Raw genomic sequence first — 19,325 nt, forward strand, 5'->3', positions numbered from 1 at the left:
GGAGAAGAGGGGAGGGGGGGAAAAGGGGGTTTCTGGGGGGGGGGGGGGGGCTGGGCTGGTAATGGTGGGGTGTCAAGGAGGGGGGGGGAGGACCCCCCCAAACCACGGGGCGGCCCCGCTCCGTTGCCGTTACTTGCTCTCGTCGACGGTGAGGTCGGCCGCGTCGGCCGCGACGTCATCGAAAGGGTTCTCGACGAGGGCGTTGGAGTGGGTGGCCGACAGGTGCGCCAGCTGGCCCTGCTCGGCGATCGGGCTGAACACCTTGTGCTGCTCCATGAGGAGTCTCCATTCGCTCGGGGAATCACGGCCGCCTGGCGGCGCCGCACGACAGACACTAATGAATATGATTATCGTTTCGCAATACCTCTTCGGCGGGCAGAGGGTGATCTGGGTAACACACGGGCCAACCCCCTTCCGGATCCCGGCCGATGCGCCCGGCGACGCCCAGCACGTCGGCGAGCAGCCGGGGCGTGACGACGCGGTCCGGCGGCCCGTCCGCCGCCACGCGCCCGCCGCGCAGCGCCACCACGCGGTCCGCGAAGCGCGCGGCGTGCCCGAGGTCGTGCAGCACCATCACGACGGTCAGGTTTCGCTCCTCACGCAGCCTCACCACGGTCTGCAGCACCTCCAGTTGATGCCGCAGATCGAGGTAGGTGGTGGGTTCGTCGAGGAGCAGTACGCCGGTGTCCTGGGCCAGCGACATCGCCAGCCGCACTCGCTGGCGCTCGCCGCCCGAGAGGGAATCGACCATGCGGTCCGCCCAGTCGGCCACCCCCACGTCGGCGAGCGCCCGCGCGCACACCTCGTCGTCGCCGTCCCGCAGCATGCCGAGTGGGCCGCGTGCCGCGTACCGCCCCTGCTTCACCAGCTGGCGCACCGTCATGCCGGGAACGCCGGGCGACGACTGGTGCAGCAGGGCGACGCGACGCGCGGTGGCCCGGCGGGACAGGTGCGCGAGGTCGTCGCCCTCCAGCACGACCCGGCCGGCCGACGGGCGCAGCAGCCCGGCGGCGAGCCGCAGGAGTGTGCTCTTGCCGCACCCGTTGAGTCCGATCAGCGCGACGAGTTCACCCGGCTCGACCCGCAGGTCCACGTCCGTCAGGACGGTCCGCCCCGGGTAGCCGAAGCTCACCGCCTCGACCGCGATCGCCGCGGGTGCGCGCGCCGCTTCGGCCGCCGCGGGTCCGGCCGCCCGCCCTGTCCCGGCCCGCGCGGTGTTCGTCGTGCGTGCGGCGGTCATGTCTCCTCCTGAGTGCCTGTGGATGTGGTCCGGCCGGAGCGGGAGCCCGCCGGCGTGTCGACTGCCGCCCGTCTCATCCGCGTCCGGTCCCCTGCCGCCGCGCGACGACGAGGAGCAGGACAGCTCCCACACAGGTCGTCAGCGCCCCGACCGGTACGGTCAGCCGCCCGGCGTCCAGTCCCTCGACCAGCAGCCGGGAGAGCGCCTGCGCCGCCGCGTCGGCCCCGCACACCACGAGCGCACCGGTCAGCGCGGCCCCAGGGAGGGTGGCGCGCAGATCGGCGCCGAAGAGCGCGAGGGCCAGATGCGGGACCAGCAGCCCCACGAACCCCAGTGCTCCCACGGCCGATACGGCGCCCGCCGTGAGCGCGACCGCGCACACGAGGGCGGCTCCGCGGGCCGTGCCGACCGCCAGCCCCGCCGCCGTCGCCTGGTCGTCACCGCACCGCAGCAGCGTCAGCGGCGCCGCCAGCGCGCAGGCGGCGACGGCCCAGAACAGGGCCCACGGCCACAGCAGCGACCAGTGCTCCCAGACCCGCCCCTCGGTGGACCCGATCAGCCACTGCACCACGCTGCCCAGCTCCCCCGGCGCCACCAGCAGCACCACCGCGGTGAGTCCGGCGAGCACGGCGGAGACGAGCACTCCGTACACGGCGGTCTGCTCGGGGTCCCCCTTCTGCCGGCCGGCGAGCAGCCACAGCAGCCCCGCGCCCAGGAAGCCGCCCGCGCAGGCCGCGACGACCACCGCCGTGGGGGACTCCCAGCCCGCGAGTCCCAGTCCGGTCGCCGTCACCGCGCCGAGGACCGCCCCGGGCGTGACGCCCGTGACCTCGGGGCCCGCCAGGGGGTTGCGCAGCGCCGACTGGAGCAGCAGCCCGGCGAGCCCCAGGCTCGCCCCGGCGCCGAGGGCGACGAGCGCCCTGGGCACGCGCAGTTGGACGACGACGTGCCGCGCGGTCGGGTCGCCCGCCCCGGTCAGCACGTCCCACACCACGCCCGCGCCCGGGCTGCGTCCGACGAGCGTCTGGGCGCAGACGGCGAGGGCCACCAGTACCAGCAGCAGTGCCAGCTTCGGCCCCGCGCCGGGCGGGGAGAGCCGGCGCGGCCGGCCGGCACGCCGTACGCGTACGGCGCCCGGCGCGCTCATCGGCCGCCTCCCGCGGCGACTTCCGCTCCCGGCGCCGCCTCCGGGGCCTTGCCCGGGGGTCCGGCCGCCGTCGAGGCGCCCGCCCGGGCGGTGGCCGCCGGCCGCCTCATGCGCAGCAGCGCGACGCCCACGGGCACGCCGAGCAGCGCGGTCCACGCGCCGACCGGCGTCTCGACGGGCGCGAGCGCCAGGCGGGCCGGCTGGTCGGCGCACAGGACGATCAGCGCGCCCCAGACCGCCGACCAGGGCAGCCAGGTGGTCGCGTCCGCCTCCGGCCGCAGCCGCCGCGCGAGCTGCGGCGCGAGGAACCCCACCCACGCGACGGGCCCGCAGACGGCGACGACCGGAGCGATCAGGACGACGGCGATGGCGAGCGCGCCCAGCCGCGCCCGCCGCACCCGGACTCCCATGGCGCGGGCGTCGTCGTCGCCCAGGCGCAGCACTCCGAGCACCGGGGCGCACAGGACGAGGGCCGGGACGGCGACGAGCAGCCACGGCCAGAGGCCGGTCACGTCGTCCCAGGTGCGGGCGGACAGACTGCCCAGCAGATAACGGTAGACGAGTTGCAGGTCCAGTTGGTCGGCGAGCACCATCAGCACCAGCAGACCGGCTTGCAGCGCGGCCGACACGGCGGCCCCCGTCAGCAGGACGGCGGACGGACTGCGCCCGAACCCCGCCGCCACGAGCGTCAGTACGCCGCCGAGGACCGCTCCGCCCAGGGCGAGCAGCGGCGTCACGGCCGCGGGAACCGACAGCGCCAGCACGAGCGGCGCGGCGACGCCGAGTGCGGCGCCCGAGGACACTCCGATCATCTCGGGTACGGCCAGGGGGTTGCGCAGCGCCTCCTGGAGGACCAGGCCCGCGGCGCCCAGGCATGCCCCGGCGGCCAGTGCGAGGACCAGCCGCGGGAGTCTCAGTTCGGTGAGGATCACGGCGTCGAGGCCGCCGCCGCCCAGTGCCGCGGGCAGCCGGTGCGGAGCCACGTACGGCGTGCCCGCGCACAGGGCGACACCGGCCGCCACGACCAGAACGACCGCGGCGCCTGCGAGTCGGCGTGTCACCGCAGTGCGGCCGTGGCCTCGTCGAGGACGAGGCCGAGCGAGCGCGTGCCGCGCCCCTTGGCCCAGACATCGGCGTTCACCTCGACGACCTTGTCGTCGCGTACGGCCGGGATCCGGGACCAGAGCGGGTTCTCGGCCAGCTTCTCGGACAGCTTTCCGTCCGGGGCGCCGAAGGAGATCGTCTCGACGAAGAGGACGTCGACGTCCCGGGTGAGGATCTCCTCGATGCTGTAACTGCCTTCGACGCCGCGCCCCTTCCAGGGGTACGACGAGATTTTCGGGAAGAGTCCGGCGGCCACGTCGTTCTTCGGCGTCGCGACGCCGAAGTTCTCGTCACTGCCGAAGATGATCAGGGACGTCTTGCCGCTCCTGTGCTCCTCCGCCCGGGCCAGCTTGGTCCGAAATCGCTTCTCGGCCGCCTCCGCCTGCCGCGTACGTCCGGTGAGCGCGGCCAGGTCGCGCAGGTAACCGACGCTGTCCTCCCAGGTGGAGGGCTGTACGGGCCAGAAGGCGGTGGCTCCCTTCAGCGCGGGAGCGAGCTTTCCGTGGGTGTCCTCCAGGCCGATCACCAGGTCCGGTTCGTGCGAGAGGACGGCCTCGACCTCGGGGCTGAGGAAGCCGCCCGGGACCACCGGGATCTTCGCCGCCCGCGCCTTGCCGAGGAACTCGGGGTGGGCGAGCAGCGTGGAGTTGGTGGCCGCCGGGGTCATGCCGAGTTCCGCCAGCATGTCGTCGCACAGTGCGACCAGGCAGACGACCCGCCGGGGCGGCTTCTTGACGGTGACGGTGACGCCCTGGGCGTCGGTGATCGTGGTCGAGGCCTTCACGGGGCGGACGTCCACGCCGGTCTTCGGACCGGAATCGCCGGTCCCGGCCTTCGCGGACGCCGGCTCCTGCGCGCCGCCGCCGCACCCGACCAGCATCGTTCCCATGACGACGGCCGCCGCCCAGCGGCGGACCCTTCGCACTGCGCGCGACATGACGTGCCCTCTGTTCTTCTCGGTGTGCGGAACAAGTTTTAAAGATGATAATCATTGTCAAACAAGCCCTTGTCCAGTCGCCCGAGCACCGGAGACGTCGACCATGAACCTCGGACCTCGCCTGATCGTCGCCGACCAAGTAGCGGGAAAAATAAGCATTGTGGACATACGGGACGGGCGGACGACGGCGCGGCTCGACGGGCGGCACCTCGCGGAGCACGCGGGCTTCCTCGCCCTCCCCCGCGACCGCACGGCTTTCGTCGACGACCGGGCCGGCGAACTGCTCGTACTCGACCCCTACGGCCCGGAGTCGGGACGCCCCGTCGTCGAGTCGCACACTGCGGTGGCCGTGCCCGCGGAACACCTGGCGGCGGACCGGTCCGGCCGCCGGATCGCCGTCACCACCGGTTTGGGCCGCAACTGGACCGCGTGGAGCGACCAGTTGACGGCCGTCGACCTGGCGGCCGAAGGGGGCCCCGGCGCGGTGCGCGTCCGCACCCGTACCGGCGAGCCGGGCGTCACCTTCACCGGCTCCCCCGACGATCCGGCCGTCGTACTGCGCCACCGCGAGCCCGGTGAACTCACCGCGTACCGGCACGCCGACCTGATGGCGGCCGCACCCTCCTGCCCGCCCGCCGAGCCGCGCTCCACTCTGCCGCTGCCGGACGACGACGGGCACGGCGACGCCTGCGACCCGCTCACCGGCTGGGTGTTCGCGGCCGCGGGATCGGGGGTCCACCGGGCCCGCGCGGACGACGGCGCGCTCACCGCCGGGAACACGCTGCCCTGGGAGGCCGGCGGGCGCACCGGCGGGCGCGGCTACTACCTGCGGCTGGACGCCGCGCGCCGGACCCTGTGGTCCTGCGTGCGCGGTGGCCCGAGCGCCCCCGAGGACTGGCCGGACTGGACCAACGACGCCTGGTGGCACCACCTCGACACGGGCCGGGGCGGCCGTCTCGAACTGGGCCCGGGCCTGGTCTTCCGCCTGGCGGTGGCGGCCGGCCACGTCGCCTTCGCCCGCGTCCACCCCGACGGTGACGAACTGGTCCTCGTCTCCACGGAGTCGGCGGACCCGAGGGTCTCGGGGCGCCTGCCGTTGCCGCCCATGGCGGGGGCGCCCCGCCGGGGCGGCACCCCGTGGGACGGCGTCCAGCGCCGGGCCGTGGCCGCCTCCCCGGGCGCCGGGCTCGTCGCGGTCTCACGCGGCGGCCACGGAGAGGTCCACGTCTTCGAGGCCGCCACGGCCCGGCAGACGGCGCTCGTCACCCTGCCGACGCCGCTCGACGAGGGCGGCCACCTGGCGCTCGTCACGCCCGGCGACGCCGCCTTCATGGACCCGGTGGGCCGCTGACCGGCCGGGGGCAGCCGCACATGGAGTGGCCGCGGACCGGAGGACGACACCTCCCCGGTCCGCGGCCCGTTCAGGGGCTGCCCGGCTCAGCAGTAGAGGTTCGAGCCGGTGGGGACACCGAGGATCTGGGTGAACTGCTGGTACTTGGTGACGCGGCTCTGGACCTGCGCCGGGTTCCTGCCGTCACATTCGAGGGAGCCGTTGATCGAGCGGATCGTGTGCCCGAAACCGGCCTGGTCGACCATGGCGTTGTGCCCGGTCATCGTGCCGGGGCCGTTCTGCGTGTTCCAGTACCACAGGCCCGTCTTCCAGGCCACGGGCGCTTCGTTCTGGACACGCCACGGGTTGCCCAGCAGGTCGATGCCGAGAGCGTCGCCGGCGGCCTTGTAGTTGAAGTTCCAGCTGAGCTGGATGGGGCCGCGCCCGTAGTAGGCGGCCTGACCGGCCGGGCAGCCGTACGGCCGGCTCCCGTCGCAGTAGTGGGGGTAGTTGGCCTGGTTCTGCTCCACGACGTGGACCAGACCGCCGGTCTCGTGACTGACGTTGGCGAGGAAGGCCGCGGCCTCCTGCTTCTTCACCGTGTCGCTGCCGGTGTTGGCGAAGCCGGGATAGGCGCTCAGGGCGGCGGTGAGACCGCTGTAGGTGTAGAAGGAATTCCGGTTCGGGAACATCTGGTTGAACTGCGACTCGCTGACCACGAAGCCGGACGGGGACGGGGTGCCGCCACCGCCGCAGGTGTGCGGGTTCCAGTACCAGGTGCTGATCGTCGGGTCGTAGCCCGGGTTGTCGTGCTCCGCGATGTAGTACGCGCCGTTGTACCTGACAACGTTGCCAGTCGTGTACCAGGCGCCCTGCTGCCAGTTCGGAGCGGCGTCGCAGACGGTCGCGGCGGGCGCCGCCGACACCGGGGGCGTCAGTGTCGCGACGAGGCCGGCGGCCATGAGGAAACTTGCCAGCAGGGCGGTGAGGCGTGTTCTCAGCACTCGGTCACTCCTTCTGTGCGCAACGGCCCGACCGCGGGCGGCACTTGGCGTCCGGCGGTGGCCGTGGTGGGGGGCTGCCCACACTCAAGCGCGATGTCATGATCAAGTCAAGGTATAGACCAATGCGAAGTGCGCCTCCCCGGCGCGGCGGCGGTGTCCGGACCCGGCCGCCGGAACGCGGTGGTCCGATCGCGTACGCTCGCCGGATGGCGAAGTATTTTGACGTACACCCGGACAATCCCCAGCGGCGCACCATCAGCACGGTGGCCGACAGCATCCGCTCGGGCGCCCTCGTCGCCTACCCGACGGACTCCTGTTACGCCCTGGGATGCCAGCTGGGCAACCGGGACGGCCTCAGCAGGATCCGGTCGATCCGCAACCTCGACGACCGGCACCACTTCACCCTGGTGTGCCAGGACTTCGCGCAACTGGGCCAGTTCGTGCACGTCGACAACGACGTGTTCCGCGCCATCAAGGCGGCGACCCCCGGCAGCTACACCTTCATCCTCCCCGCGACGAAGGAGGTGCCCCGCCAGCTGCTGCACCAGAAGAAGAAGACCGTCGGCGTACGCATCCCCGACCACGCCGTCACCCAGGCCCTGCTCGCCGACCTCGGCGAACCGCTGCTCTCCAGCACCCTGCTCCTGCCCGACGAGGAGGAGCCGCTGACGCAGGGCTGGGAGATCAAGGAACGGCTCGACCACGTGGTGGACGCCGTGGTCGACTCGGGCGACTGCGGCACCGAGCCGACCACGGTCATCGACTTCTCCAGCGGCGAGGCCGAGATCGTCCGCCGGGGAGCCGGCGACACCGCGCGCTTCGAGTAACGGCGAGCGGGCCGTGCGGAGCGGCACGAGGCGCCGCCCGCGCGGCTCGGCGGCCGCCCCCCGGGAGCCCGGTCAGCGCGATGCGCCGAAGACCTGCGTCCACCAGGGGCCGCCCGCCCCGTCGTGCTTTCCTACGCCGATCTCCTTGAAGGAGCAGTTCAGTATGTTGGCGCGGTGGCCGGAGCTGTTCATCCAGGACTCCATCACCTCGGCGGGGGTCCGCTGGCCCATGGCGATGTTTTCGCCGTACGTGCTCCACGCGTAGCCGGCGGCCGTCACACGCTCGCCGGGGCCGTCGCCGTCGGGGTTGGTGTGGTCGAAGTAGTCACGGGCGGCCATGTCCGCGGAGTGGCGCTGGGCCGCCGTGTCCAGGCGGCTGTTCCCGCTGACCGGTCCGCAGCCGTTCTTGCCGCGTTCGGCGTTGACCAGGGCGGTGACCTGCTGGGCGAACGACGAGGAGCTCGGCGCCGACGGGGCGGGGGCGCTGGGCTTCGGCGCGGCGGGGCGCGGGGTCGCCCTGGCGGTGGTTCTGGTCGGGGTCGGGCGGGGGGTCGCCTTCGCCTTCTTCTTGGCCTTCTTGACCGGTGAGGCCGAGGCGGAGGGGGAAGCGGAGCGCGAGGTGGGCGCCGCCGAAGTGGGTGTGGCCGGCGGCTTCGAGGCCGCCAGAGGCGGCAGGGCCGCCCCGGCCGCCGCTCGCGAACGGGTCGCCTCGCTCCCCTCACCCGGGCTCAGGAGCGTCAGGGCGGTGTACCCCCCGCCGCCCACCAGGAGTACGGCGGCCGAGGCCGCGACCGCGCGGCGCCGGCGCATCCGCCGGCTGTGCCGCTCCTGTCGGCGTCCGGTGGACACGAGCGGGGCGGGCGCGTCGCCCCGGAAGAGGGCGTCGCCGTGCGCGGCGGCGAGGCCGACGGTGTGGTGCTCGCCCGAGAGGACCGCCCCTGCCAGCGCGGCGCTCACCGGAATCAGCCCCAGACCGACCAGGAGCTTCTCCGCCGGCACCAGTTCCGCGCCGTAGCCGGAGCAGATCGTGCAGTCGCGGGCGTGGCGCGCCAGCCGTTTGCGCCAGAGTGTGGACGGCGCTCCGTCCCACGCGGCCAGGGCGTCCTCGAGCAGGACGCAGCGCGGCGCCGCCGCCAGGGCGCGCACGACCACGCGCGCGGTCTCCAGCTGCGCCTTCATCCGCTGCACCCGCACCGCCGTGTGCTGGGGCGAGAGTTCCATCGCGGCGGCCACCTCGGCCCTGGTCAGCTCACCGGCCGCCTCCAGCCACCACAGCGACAGCAGGGCCCTGTCGTCCGCGTCGAGCCAGCGGGTCGCCTCCGCGACCTCCCTGCGCTGCCCCGAAAGCCCCAGACGCACGATCGTCAGGTCGACGAAGTCCGCGCCGGGATCGGCCACGTCGTGGGCCTCCTCCAGCTCGCCGCCGGCCCGGTCCGCCCGGCGGGCCTGCCAGCGGTCGCGTATCTGGTTCATCGTGATGGCCACCAGCCAGGACCGGAAGCTCCCCGGATCGCGGAGCGAGCCCAGGCCGCCCAGCGCGCGGATCAGCGTCTCCTGCACCACGTCGTCGACATCGGCATGCCCGCTCAGCGCCCGGCCCGCGATGTTGTAGACGAGTGGCAGGTACGCGGTGACCAGCTCGTCCTGCGCCCGCTGGTCGCCGCCCTGCGCCGCCCGGACCATCGCGGCTTCGCGTTCGCTGCCCACACTCGGCTCACTTCCTCGGGCTGCGCCCGCTGCTCGTCTGTTCTGTCCGACACCTGGGAGACCGGGTGGCCGGCAGCGGATAACAGAAAAGCAGACGGATTTCGTGGCGACCCACCGGGCCCCGCCTCCCGCGCCCCGGAACCGGGGAGGCGAGCCCGGGCCTGCGGTCAGTCGTCGACGCGGTCCAGGACCCGGCCGAGGTCCACGAACTTGAAGCCGGTCGCCTCGCGCCCCTCGGGGACCGACGGGGTGTCGTACCCGTCCTGTACGACGAGCAGGCCGCGCGGGTACCTGCTGCCGAGGGGAGCGTTGAGAACCGCCGCGCCGTCGCACTCCTCGGAGCCGTCGAGGGCCCGGCCGGCAGTGACGCGGAAGCCGCCCTCGTACTCGTTGTCGTCCGCCGGCTCCCGGTCGTACAGGGCGAACGTGTCGTCACCCTGGCTGGAGGCGAGCAGGTACCCGTCGCCGTCGGGCTCCGTGAGCAGTGTCAGTCCCTCGACGTCGGCCGCCAGACGCGAGCCGCCGAAGCCGGGGTCCGCGCCGGGGGCGCACTCCTCGGTCTCCTCGTCGTACACGCCCGGGACGCCGTACTCGCGGACCGTGTCGACGAGCTTCGGGGACCCCGTCAGATCGGCGCGCACGCGCCAGATGCCGACGTCCTCCTGGCCGGCGTAGAGGACGCCGTTGGCCGGGTCCACCACCATGCCCTCCACCTGGGGCAGTTCGCCCGGTTCGGCACACGGCGTCCACGAGGTGCCGTCGGGGAGGCGGAACGCGGACGGCAGGGTGAGGGTGCGGATCTTGCGGTAGGTGACCGTGCTGCCAGGGGTGGCGACGAGTTCCAGCAGGGCGACAGTGGTGCGGTTGCGGCGGCTGACCAGGGCGTACGAGCGGCCGCTCGCCGCGTCCGTCCAGGTCGCCAGGCCGTACGCCGTCTGCTGGCCGTTCACCTCGTCCTGGCCGGCCGAGAAGACGCGGGGAGCGGCGGGGTCGGTGACGTCGACGAGCGGCCCGCCCGGGCGGTCGCGGTCGATGCGGTGGATCCGCAACTTGTCGTGACCACGGTCGCTGGTCACGGCCAGGTCGGCGCGCCCGGCCGGCAGCCGCAGGCCGTGGACGAGGTCGACGTTGTTGAACCGGCCCGGCGCGGCGTCGGGGCCGGGCGCGGCGGGCGCGGGTATCGACTGCACCTGGCGGGCGTCGAGGTCGTACACCCGCAGGCCGCCCTCCTTGGCGGTGGCGATCACCAGACTCCTGTCAGGGTCCGCGGGATTGCGCCAGATCGCCGGGTCGTCCGCGTTGGCGCTGCCGCCCGCCTCGTCGTCGTACAGCGTGGGCGTCTCCACGCGGGCGGTCACGGCGGGCAGCGGCTCGGTGGCGTGCGCGCCGGCCCGGGCGGGTGCGAGTGCGGCGATCAGCACCAACGCCGTGCCCCCTACCAGGGCAGCCGTGCGGGCGGGACGGTTCGTGGTCACGAAGGTTCCCTACTGTCGGGTACATGGCGATTGCGTCGCGAGTATCCCGCCTCCGGATGGCCGCCGGCCGTACGGCGTGGGGGGCGGGCGTGTGCGGGCCGTTAACTCACCGGGGCGTTGCCGTCGGCCGGACGACCGACGGATCGGGGTGTGGAGGCGTCGGCGCGTGGACCGTTCCGCTCGCCGACTGCCGGCTCGTCGGCTCGTCGCGGGAGGTGACCGGCCCCGAACTGGTAGACCTCTTCGGGTGATATGCACCTTCTTCACGTGAGAGATGGCACTGTGTCAGCAACCCCTGCCCATCGTCCGCGCCCGCCCCGCCGCGCGGAACCCCTGCAACGACTGCTGTTCGGCGGCGTGTACGGAACGGTGCTCGCCAGTGCGCTGGCCGCCGCTCTGGAGAACGACAGCGGCCCGCCCAACCCGGGGTACGACGCCGCATGGGTCCTCGTCGCCGCCCTGGCCGCCGCCGCGTCGCACGGGTACGCCCACGCCCTCGCCCACCGGGTGGCCCACGATCCGGCGGTGACCAGCACGCTGCGGTCCGTCCTGGCGGAGTGGCCGCTGATGGTCGCCGTACTCCCCACCGTCGCGGTGCTGCTCAGCTCGCAGGCGGGCTGGTGGAGCGAGAGCTCCGCCCTCGCGGCGGCGCTGGCGGTCAACACCGTGGCGCTGTTCGGCTGGGGTCTGTGGGCCACCCGCGTGGCCGGCCGCGGCTGGGCCGCCGCCTGCCGAGCGGGCTGCGTGGACATGCTGTTCGGCCTGTTCATCATCGCGGCGAACACACTGAGCAAGTGAGCCGGACGGGCGGCGCGAGGTACCCGCGCCGGGGGTTGATGAACGCGCTGTTTCACGGGTGTGGCAGGACATTCGCCAGGTGAGACGCCTCGGGAAGAACCGTTGACCTGGCCGGTTCTCGCTGCCAGCCTCTTGCGTGTGAACCAGTCCGAGAACCTCGCCGATCGCCTGCACGTCGATCTGCGACGTCATGCCAGCGCCATCTGTGCCGCCGGTCGCTAGAACCGTCGACGCACACCGTTTCTCCTGACGCGTTTCCACGGTTCCCGGCCGGCACGCCACCGCGGCGGGCGGCGCTCCCACCTGTCTGACCTGCTCGAAGCGGCAATCCATGGCGTGAGCTCCCCGCCTGACCCGGTGCCGCACCGGCCTCTTCCGGGCGGGTGATGGGATGACCGCATGAGCGAGTCGTCCCTGCGGGACCGCGTCGAGCGGTTCTACGCCACCGTGCCCCTGCTGTTCGCCGACGCGGAGGAGTTCGGCACCTTGCGCCTCTTCGTACGGAAGGAGCCGGGCGCGCCGTACTACGGGGGCCCGTCCCACGCCCGCCCCGCCGCCGCCGACGGGGCTGCCGTGACCCCCGCCGACCTGGCCCGGGTGCGTGCCCGGCAGCGGGAACTGGGCGTGCCCGAGTCCTTCGAGTGGCTCGCCGAGGTGACGCCGTCCCTGCGGTCCGTGGTCGAGGCGGCGGGCCTGCCGGTGGCGCGGCGCCCGCTCATGGTCCTGGACCCGGACTCTCCGCTGCCGTCGCCGTCCCTGCCCCCGGGCGTCACCCTGCGCGCCGTCGGCGCCGACGACCCCGCCCTGCCCGCCGTACTCGCCCTGCCCCGGGTGGCCTTCGCCGCCGGGGGCACGGCGGTCGGCGCGGCGGGCCGCGCGGAGCTGGCGGCGGCAGCCGCGGAACTCACGGACGACGGCACGGTCGCCACGGTCCGCCCCTCGCTGTACGCCGGGCACAAGACGCTCGTCGCCGCCTTCGCCCCGGACGGCACCCCGCTGGCCGCCGGCCACTACCACCCGTCGGACGGCGTCACCGAGATCGGCGGCATAGGCACCCTCCCCACCGCCCGCCGCCAAGGGCTGGGGGCGGCCCTCATGACGGAGCTGGCCGCCCACGCCCGGGCCCACGGCGTGCACACCGTTTTCCTCGCCTACGCGCAGGAGGCCGTCGCCCGCATCTACGCCCGCCTCGGCTTCCGCCCGGCGGGCACCACCCTGCTGATCGCCGACCAGCCCGCCCGGGGGCAGTAGGCCCGCGCCCGCCGGGCCCGCGCACAGCGCCTCGCGCGGCGCGGCTCCGGGCTCCGGCGGTCACCCCGTCAGAGTTCGGCCGCCGGCGCGTCGGCCCCCAGGGGCCGGGCGGCCGGCCGGCCGGTTCCGGCGTGCGTGATCCGGAGCTTGGACTGGCCGTGCGGCAGCCGCTCCCAGTCGTCCATGAAGCGGGCGTCGAGGCCGTGCTTCGCCGCCAGCCGGACCAGCGTCTGCGTGCGGTAGTAGAAGTCCTCGCGCAGCACGTGGTGTTCGGCCCCTTCGGTGCGGTCGAAGGTGAAGTCGAAGAAGCCTCCGGGAGCCAGCACCCGCCCGACGTGCGCCAGGCACTCGTCGATGACCTGCGGCGGGGAGTGCGAGAAGACGCTGTGGGCGTGCACCACCGTGAACCAGCCGTCGGGAAGGAACTCCAGTTTCAGGTCCTCGACGGGCGTCAGGTACGGGAGCTTCGCCTGGAGCCCGTACCCGACCAGCGTCTTCTTGGCCTCGACGAGGATGTCCGGCGAGATGTCGATCCCGTAGTAGTGGCCCGGCTCCAGGTACGCGATGAACCGCCACCCCGCGCGCAGGTTGCCGCAGCCGATCTCCAGCATCCGGTCCTGCGGCTTCAGACCGTGCTCCACCAGGTAGTCGTACTGCATCTGCCCGATGGCCAGCCAGCGGTCGTGGGAGGGCCCGCCGCCGACGGCGGCCTCCGGGCTGCGCGCGGTGTCGGACGCCATCACCGCCCGGTAGTAGGCGACATGGTCGCCCCGGTGCCGCAGCCGCAGCAGGGCGTCCCGCCCCGCCCGGCGCAGATGGGGCACCACGCGCTCCGGATGCCTGAGCGCGTACCGCGCCTGGTGGGCGAGACGCGAACGGTTCGCCGACAGACGCGACGCGGGTGTCCGGTTCATGACGGCCTCCGTGCCATCGACGGTCCTGCCCCCGTCGCATGCTAACCACGGGCGCCGGACCGCGCCGCCTCACTCGTTCGGGAGAACGGCTGCGCCGAGTGCCTCCCCCGCGTGGTGGCCCCGGCCGGACGGCCCGCAGCGTGAGGGGGACAGGGCCGGGGAACCGCCGCCCGCCGTACGCCCGAGCGAGGCCACCACATGTACGAGACACGCTTCGTCACAGGCACGCCGGTCCGGCTGCCGCTGGGCGGGCGCGAGCGCCGCTACACCTGGGGTGGGACGGCGCGGCCGCTCCCCCTGCTCGCCGTCGCCGCCGCCTTCGCCCTGGTCCACCTCGCGCTGGTCGCACCAGGTCTGGGACTCGGCTGGGACGAGACCGTGTACGTCAGTCAGGTGAGCCCGCAGGCCCCGGCGGCGTTCTTCAGTGCGCCCCGGGCCCGGGGCATCACGTACCTCGTCGCGCCGGTCACGGCACTGACCACCGAGGTCGGGGTGCTGCGCCTGTACCTGGCCGTACTGGCCGGGGCGGGCCTGTTCCTCGCGCTGTGGGTGTGGCGGCGGCTGCTGCCCACCTCGGTGCTCGCGGTCGCCGGGGCGCTGTTCGCGAGCCTGTGGGTGACGCTGTTCTACGCGTCGCAGGCGATGCCCAACCTCTGGGTCGCGTACGGGTCCCTCGCCGCCGCCGGGTGCTTCCTGCGGGCCGTGCGGGATTCCGGCGACCGCGGGGCCCTGATCGGCATGGGCGTGGGGATCGCGTTCGCCGCGCTCATGCGGCCGGCCGACGGGGCGTGGCTGGCCGCGGCGCTCGTGCTGGCGGCCCTGGTGACCCCGCGGGCGCGCCGCCGGGGCCTGCTGGTCGTGGTGGCGGCCGGGGGCGTGGCGCTCGGTTGCGCCGAGTGGGTGGCGGAGGCGTACGTCCACTACGGCGGTCTCACCGCCCGGTTGCGCCGGGCCAGCGAGATCCAGGGCCACCTGGGCTGGTACTTCGCCGTCGACGACCATGTGCGCGCCCTGGGCGGCCGGGCGCTGTGCCGGCCCTGCGACGTGCCCTGGCGCAACGCTCCGTCCGCCTTCTGGTTCTTCGCGCTGCCGCTGTTCGTGGCGGGCGGCGTGCACGCCGGCGTCCGCGAGGGGCGTCGCGGGTCGGTCGTCCTGGCCACCTGGGTGGGGGTGGCGCTCGCGGCGCCGTACCTGTTCACCGTCGGGTACGCGGCACCGCGCTTCCTCCTTCCGGCGTACGCGCTGCTGGCCCTGCCGGTGGCGCAGTTCCTCGTCCGGGCCTGCGGCCCCCGGGCGCGGTGGCGGCGTACCGCGACCGTCTGCGTCGCCGTGGCCCTGGTCGCCCATCTGGCGGTCCAGTACGCCGTGCTCGACTCGGTGGCGGACCGGGTACGGCGCGACACCGGGGACCTGACCCGGATCGCGGCGCTCCTGCGGGCCCAGGGGGTGCGTCCGCCGTGCGTGATCAGCGGCGAGGAGGCGGTCCGGGTCGCGTTCCGCACGGGGTGCGCGTCCCGCCAGCCCGGTGGTCACGACGGGAGCACCACCCCGGCCGCCCTGGCCGCCACGGCGCTGCGCCGGCCCGTCGCGGTCCTGGTCTCGGCCGGCGGCCGTCCCCCCGCCTACGCCCGGGGGTGGCGCCCGTACCCGCTACCCGACCTGGGGCGCCGGACGGGCCTGCGGGCGTACATGCCGGGCTCCCGGCCGACGGAGCCGCAGCCGCGGCCGGTCGGCGTCACGCGCGACGCGTGGCCGGTCCCGAGGGTGCCGGGTCCGCGTCCCTGAGCGCGGGCCGTGGCGCGCGCGGGGTGCGGTACACATCCATTGCCGGGTCCCGGCCGTTGTACGAGCGACCGGATTTCCCACCTGGCCGCCCCCCCGTGGGCGTTTGGAGTACGTACTTTGACCACCGACATCCAGGCCGTTCTGCGCGTCGCGGCAGTGGCGGTCACGGCCGGAGCCGTCCTGACGGCCGGGCCGTTCGCCGCCGCCGCCCGGGCCGACACGCTCAAGCCGCCCACGATCGCCGCCCGGGGCGGCTTCGTGATGAACGACGCGACGGGCCGGACGCTGTTCGCCAAGTCCGCCGACAAACGTCTGCCCACCGGGTCCACCGCCAAGATCATGACGGCCCGGGTGGTGCTCGCCCAGCGGAACCTCGACCTGGATTCCAAAGTCACGGTCCAGAAGGCGTACAGCGACTACATCGTCGCGAAGACCGCCTCGTCGGCGCGTCTGATCGTCGGTGACAAGGTCACCGTGCGCCAGTTGTTGTACGGGCTCATGCTCCCGTCCGGCTGCGACGCGGCGTACGCGCTGGCCGACCGGTTCGGCAGCGGGCCGACGCGGGCGAAACGGGTGCAGTCCTTCATCGGGAAGATGAACTCGACCGCCAGGTCCCTCGGTATGCGCAACACGCACTTCGATTCGTTCGACGGCATCGGGAACAAGGCGAACTACTCGACGCCGCGCGACCTGACGAAGCTCGCCGGCAACGCGATGAAGTACCCGCTGTTCCGCACCGTGGTGAAGACGAAGTCGACCAGGCAGAAGGTCACCACGCGGAACAACGGTTACCGCTACATGTCCTGGACCAACACCAATCCCCTGCTCGGCACCTACGCGGGCGCCCTCGGCATCAAGACCGGCTCGGGCCCGGAGGCCAAGTACTGCCTGGTCTATGCCGCCACCCGGGGCGGCAGGACGGTCATCGGCACGGTCCTCGCCTCCTCGTCGCAGGCCAACCGCGCGGCGGACGCGAGGAAGACGATGGACTACGGCTTCAAGAAGTAGCCGGAGAGCCTGACGGCGGAGGGACGGCCCCGGGCCCCCTGGAGGCAAGCCCGCAAGCCCTCCGCCGTGCCCGGTCCGGGAAGCGCTGCGTACTCTGGAGACAGGACGCCGCGCACCGTCTGGAGGGTTCGACATGGCCCGTGACCACCGCTTCCACCTCGACCGGAACGGGCATTCGGTCACCGTCCGGGCCGGGCGGCCCGCCGAGGGCATCGAGCTCCTCGTGGACGGCAAGGTCGTCGCCTACGAGCAGGGGCGCGTCAAGGGCGTCACGATCCTGAGCGCGGAGCTGCCCGAGGAGCCGCCCCGGCCCTTCCGCATCTTCCTGGAGGACATGGGCGGCGAGCTGTTCTGCGCGATGGAGGTGGACGGCGCACGCATCCTCATGCCGCAGGTGCCCCTGTGGCCCACGGACGGCCGGGCGGCGTCGCACCTGTCGCCGGCCGCCGGGCCACCGCGCACCCTGAGGCGCCTGCGCAGACTGCTGCGACGCCTGTGACCGGGCGGCGGTCTCCCCCGTCGGGCGCGCCGGAACACCGGTGCCCCGCAGGCGGCTCTGCGAGAGCCGGTCAGGAAGCGGCCGGCCGACGCAGCAGCCGGAGGAGGCCGCGGGCCGCGGGGCTGGTGGCCTCCTCGTGGGGCAGCGCGGTGACGCTGCTGTACGTCAGCCGCCGGGCGCCGGCCAGCGGGACGGCCCGGAGCCCCGCGGCCTCCGGCTTGCGTGTGAAGTGCTGGGGCACGAGTGCGACGCCCAGCGACTCGCGGACCAGCTCCAGCAGGCTGTGCACGTCGTTGACCTCGAGCGACACCTGCCGCCCGACCCCGGCGGCGGCGAACGCCGCGTCACCGACCCGGCGCGGCCCCCAGTCGGAGTGGAAGTCGATGAAGGGCTCGTCGCGCAGGTCCTGCCAGGAGACCTCCTCGGCGTCGCCCAGCGCGTGATCCGGGTGGCAGAGCAGCAGCATCGGCTCGTCGGTGAGCGGCAGCGTCCGTACGGTCCGGGGCGTCTCCCCGCAGTCGATGGCGAAGGCCAGGTCGAGCCGCCCGCCGCCGACCTCCTCGACGAGCTGCGCGGAGCCGGCCTGCCGCAGCCGGATCTCGACCTTCGGGTGGCGCTGGTGGAAGCGCGCCAGGAGCCCGGGTACGTGCACCCCCGCGATGCACTGCTCGGTGCCCACGGTGAGCGTGCCGCGCAGCAGGCCCTGGACCGCCGCCACGGCGTCCCTGGCGGCGCGCGCGGCGGTGAGCGTACGCCGCGCCTCCACCAGCAGCGCCCGGCCCCCGTCCGTCAGGCCGACCGACCGGGTGGTGCGGGCGAACAGCGCGGTGCCGAGCTCCCGCTCCAGCTCGCGTACGGAGGCCGACAGGCCGGACTGCGACACCATGAGCCGCTGGGCGGCGCGGGTGAAGTGGCACTCCTCGGCGACCGCGACGAAGTGCTCCAGATGTCTCAGCTCCATGATTCAGAAGGATAGCTTCTCAAATCGTTCGGATTCTTCTGTTGGACGGCATGGCCGGCGGCCGGGCAGGCTGGGAGAGCGCTCGCGCTCCGCGCGGCGTTCCCCCGCGAACCGCACTCCTCGGAGGAGACCCGCGTGTACTCCGCTCACCCCGGCCGGTACGACACCATGCCGTACCGCCGTGTCGGCCGCAGCGGCCTGAAGCTGCCGGCCCTCTCGCTCGGCCTGTGGCACAACTTCGGCAGCGACCGCACGCTGGACAGCCGGCGCGAGATCCTGCGGTGCGCCTTCGATCTCGGGGTCACCCACTTCGACCTCGCCAACAACTACGGCCCGCCTCCGGGTGAGGCCGAGACCGTCTTCGGCCGCCTCTTCGCGGAGGACTTCGCGGCGTACCGCGACGAGGTCGTCGTCTCCACGAAGGCCGGGTACCTCATGTGGCCCGGCCCATACGGCGAGTGGGGCTCGCGCAAGTCCCTGCTCGCCTCGCTCGACCAGAGCCTGCGCCGGACCCGGCTCGACCACGTCGACATCTTCTACTCGCACCGGTACGACCCGGACACCCCGCTCGAAGAGACCATGGGCGCGCTCCACTCCGCCGTCCAGCGGGGCAAGGCGCTGTACGCGGGCATCTCCAACTACCCGGCCGAGCAGACCCGCAGGGCCGCGGCGATCCTGCGCGAACTCGGCACGCCCCTGCTGATCCACCAGCCCCGCTACTCGATGCTGGACCGCGCCCCGGAGGACGGCCTCCTCGACACGCTGCGCGAGGTGGGGGCCGGCGCCGTCGCGTACTCGCCACTGGCCCAGGGACTGCTCACGGACCGCTATCTGGACGGTGTCCCGGACGGCTCGCGCGCCGCCGGTACGAGCCCGTTCCTCACGGCGGACGCGGTGACGGACCCCCTGGTGTCACGCCTGCGGTCGCTGAACGAACTCGCCGGTGAGCGCGGTCAGTCACTGGCGCAGCTGGCGCTCGCCTGGACGCTGCGCGACGCCACGGTGGCCTCGGCCGTCGTCGGGGCGAGCAGCGCGCGGCAACTGCGCGACAGCGTCGAGGCCGTCTCACGGCTGGAGTTCGGCGACGGCGAGCTCCGGCGCATCGAGGACGTCCTCGCCGAGGGCTGAACCGGCGGGGCCGGCGCCCCTGGGTCACACCGGTGATCAAGGTTGTCCGTGGGTTCGGGGCGATCATGCTGGGGTACGGCGCGGCGCTCCGACTGGGTGCGCCGAGCCTGGTGTCGCCACCACCGGCCGGGGCCGCCGGGGTCCGTTGCCCCGGTCGGCGCGACTTCGTAACGCTCACCGGACGCGTTCGTTGATCGTCGGGAACGTTCC

Annotated in this window: 18 protein-coding genes; 8 read left to right on the forward strand and 10 right to left on the reverse strand. The window is 73.7% G+C overall.

Annotated elements, in window-relative coordinates; all coding sequences use genetic code 11:
* Positions 1 to 129 precede the first annotated feature (129 nt).
* The 5 genes from amiA to AC07FK_RS25900 all read right to left on the reverse strand — a co-directional run bounded on the left by amiA (position 130) and on the right by AC07FK_RS25900 (position 4,428).
* A complete protein-coding gene (gene amiA / locus AC07FK_RS25880) occupies positions 130 to 276 on the reverse strand; it encodes a streptamidine family RiPP (protein WP_479107326.1) in 147 nt (48 codons plus the stop codon).
* 58 nt (positions 277 to 334) lie between these two features.
* On the reverse strand, positions 335 to 1,240 hold the full coding sequence (locus AC07FK_RS25885; RefSeq protein WP_479107327.1) for an ABC transporter ATP-binding protein: 906 nt from the start codon (positions 1,238 to 1,240) through the stop codon (positions 335 to 337).
* A gap of 73 nt (positions 1,241 to 1,313) precedes the next feature.
* Positions 1,314 to 2,387 (reverse strand): FecCD family ABC transporter permease, encoded by a 1,074-nt coding sequence (locus AC07FK_RS25890; RefSeq protein ID WP_479107328.1) that lies wholly within the window; start codon positions 2,385 to 2,387, stop codon positions 1,314 to 1,316.
* Entirely contained in the window at positions 2,384 to 3,448 is a 1,065-nt protein-coding gene (locus AC07FK_RS25895; protein WP_479107329.1) for a FecCD family ABC transporter permease, read from the reverse strand. The genes AC07FK_RS25890 and AC07FK_RS25895 overlap by 4 nt, the downstream gene beginning before the upstream one ends.
* The gene (locus AC07FK_RS25900) at positions 3,445 to 4,428 is read right to left on the reverse strand and encodes an ABC transporter substrate-binding protein (protein WP_479107330.1); all 984 of its coding nucleotides are present in this window, start codon (positions 4,426 to 4,428) and stop codon (positions 3,445 to 3,447) included. Before AC07FK_RS25900 ends, AC07FK_RS25895 begins: the two co-directional genes overlap by 4 nt.
* 103 nt (positions 4,429 to 4,531) lie before the next feature.
* Between AC07FK_RS25900 and AC07FK_RS25905 the strand changes: the two genes are divergently transcribed.
* On the forward strand, positions 4,532 to 5,779 hold the full coding sequence (locus tag AC07FK_RS25905) for a hypothetical protein (RefSeq protein WP_479107331.1): 1,248 nt from the start codon (positions 4,532 to 4,534) through the stop codon (positions 5,777 to 5,779).
* An 86-nt stretch (positions 5,780 to 5,865) separates the two neighbouring features.
* Here AC07FK_RS25905 and AC07FK_RS25910 read toward each other — a convergent pair whose 3' ends face one another.
* Positions 5,866 to 6,720: a glycoside hydrolase family 19 protein gene (locus AC07FK_RS25910; RefSeq protein ID WP_479107474.1), complete on the reverse strand. Its 855-nt coding sequence runs from the start codon at positions 6,718 to 6,720 to the stop codon at positions 5,866 to 5,868.
* 248 nt (positions 6,721 to 6,968) lie between these two features.
* Here AC07FK_RS25910 and AC07FK_RS25915 point away from each other — a divergent pair, with 248 nt between their 5' ends.
* Positions 6,969 to 7,589 carry an L-threonylcarbamoyladenylate synthase gene (locus AC07FK_RS25915; protein WP_479107332.1) on the forward strand — a complete coding sequence of 207 codons (621 nt, stop codon included), beginning with the start codon at positions 6,969 to 6,971 and terminating at the stop codon, positions 7,587 to 7,589.
* Positions 7,590 to 7,661: 72 nt separating this feature from the next.
* Here AC07FK_RS25915 and AC07FK_RS25920 read toward each other — a convergent pair whose 3' ends face one another.
* Both AC07FK_RS25920 and AC07FK_RS25925 read right to left on the reverse strand, forming a co-directional pair.
* Positions 7,662 to 9,296: a sigma-70 family RNA polymerase sigma factor gene (locus tag AC07FK_RS25920; RefSeq protein ID WP_479107333.1), complete on the reverse strand. Its 1,635-nt coding sequence runs from the start codon at positions 9,294 to 9,296 to the stop codon at positions 7,662 to 7,664.
* A gap of 167 nt (positions 9,297 to 9,463) precedes the next feature.
* Positions 9,464 to 10,771: a phytase gene (locus AC07FK_RS25925; protein WP_479107334.1), complete on the reverse strand. Its 1,308-nt coding sequence runs from the start codon at positions 10,769 to 10,771 to the stop codon at positions 9,464 to 9,466.
* Positions 10,772 to 11,053: 282 nt separating this feature from the next.
* Here AC07FK_RS25925 and AC07FK_RS25930 point away from each other — a divergent pair, with 282 nt between their 5' ends.
* Positions 11,054 to 11,569 carry a hypothetical protein gene (locus tag AC07FK_RS25930; RefSeq protein ID WP_479107335.1) on the forward strand — a complete coding sequence of 172 codons (516 nt, stop codon included), beginning with the start codon at positions 11,054 to 11,056 and terminating at the stop codon, positions 11,567 to 11,569.
* Positions 11,570 to 11,968: 399 nt separating this feature from the next.
* Positions 11,969 to 12,820, forward strand: a complete 852-nt coding sequence (locus tag AC07FK_RS25935; protein WP_479107336.1) for a GNAT family N-acetyltransferase — start codon at positions 11,969 to 11,971, stop codon at positions 12,818 to 12,820.
* A 68-nt stretch (positions 12,821 to 12,888) separates the two neighbouring features.
* On the opposite strand, the gene AC07FK_RS25940 is transcribed toward AC07FK_RS25935, so the two are convergent.
* Entirely contained in the window at positions 12,889 to 13,734 is an 846-nt protein-coding gene (locus AC07FK_RS25940; RefSeq protein ID WP_479107337.1) for a class I SAM-dependent methyltransferase, read from the reverse strand.
* Between the two features lie 198 nt (positions 13,735 to 13,932).
* On the opposite strand from AC07FK_RS25940, the gene AC07FK_RS25945 reads away from it, so the two are divergent.
* The 3 genes from AC07FK_RS25945 (at position 13,933) to AC07FK_RS25955 (ending at position 17,026) form a co-directional block, all read left to right on the forward strand.
* Positions 13,933 to 15,519, forward strand: a complete 1,587-nt coding sequence (locus AC07FK_RS25945) for a hypothetical protein (RefSeq protein WP_479107338.1) — start codon at positions 13,933 to 13,935, stop codon at positions 15,517 to 15,519.
* A gap of 117 nt (positions 15,520 to 15,636) precedes the next feature.
* Positions 15,637 to 16,527, forward strand: coding sequence for a D-alanyl-D-alanine carboxypeptidase family protein (locus AC07FK_RS25950; protein ID WP_479107339.1), 891 nt, complete (start codon positions 15,637 to 15,639; stop codon positions 16,525 to 16,527).
* 133 nt (positions 16,528 to 16,660) lie between these two features.
* A complete protein-coding gene (locus AC07FK_RS25955; protein ID WP_479107340.1) occupies positions 16,661 to 17,026 on the forward strand; it encodes a hypothetical protein in 366 nt (121 codons plus the stop codon).
* 70 nt (positions 17,027 to 17,096) lie between these two features.
* Here AC07FK_RS25955 and AC07FK_RS25960 read toward each other — a convergent pair whose 3' ends face one another.
* Positions 17,097 to 17,987 carry a LysR family transcriptional regulator gene (locus tag AC07FK_RS25960; protein ID WP_479107341.1) on the reverse strand — a complete coding sequence of 297 codons (891 nt, stop codon included), beginning with the start codon at positions 17,985 to 17,987 and terminating at the stop codon, positions 17,097 to 17,099.
* A gap of 135 nt (positions 17,988 to 18,122) precedes the next feature.
* Between AC07FK_RS25960 and AC07FK_RS25965 the strand changes: the two genes are divergently transcribed.
* Entirely contained in the window at positions 18,123 to 19,115 is a 993-nt protein-coding gene (locus AC07FK_RS25965; protein ID WP_479107342.1) for an aldo/keto reductase, read from the forward strand.
* The last annotated feature ends 210 nt before the right edge of the window (positions 19,116 to 19,325 follow it).

It is taken from the genome of Streptomyces sp. NPDC046122, from assembly GCF_056429965.1.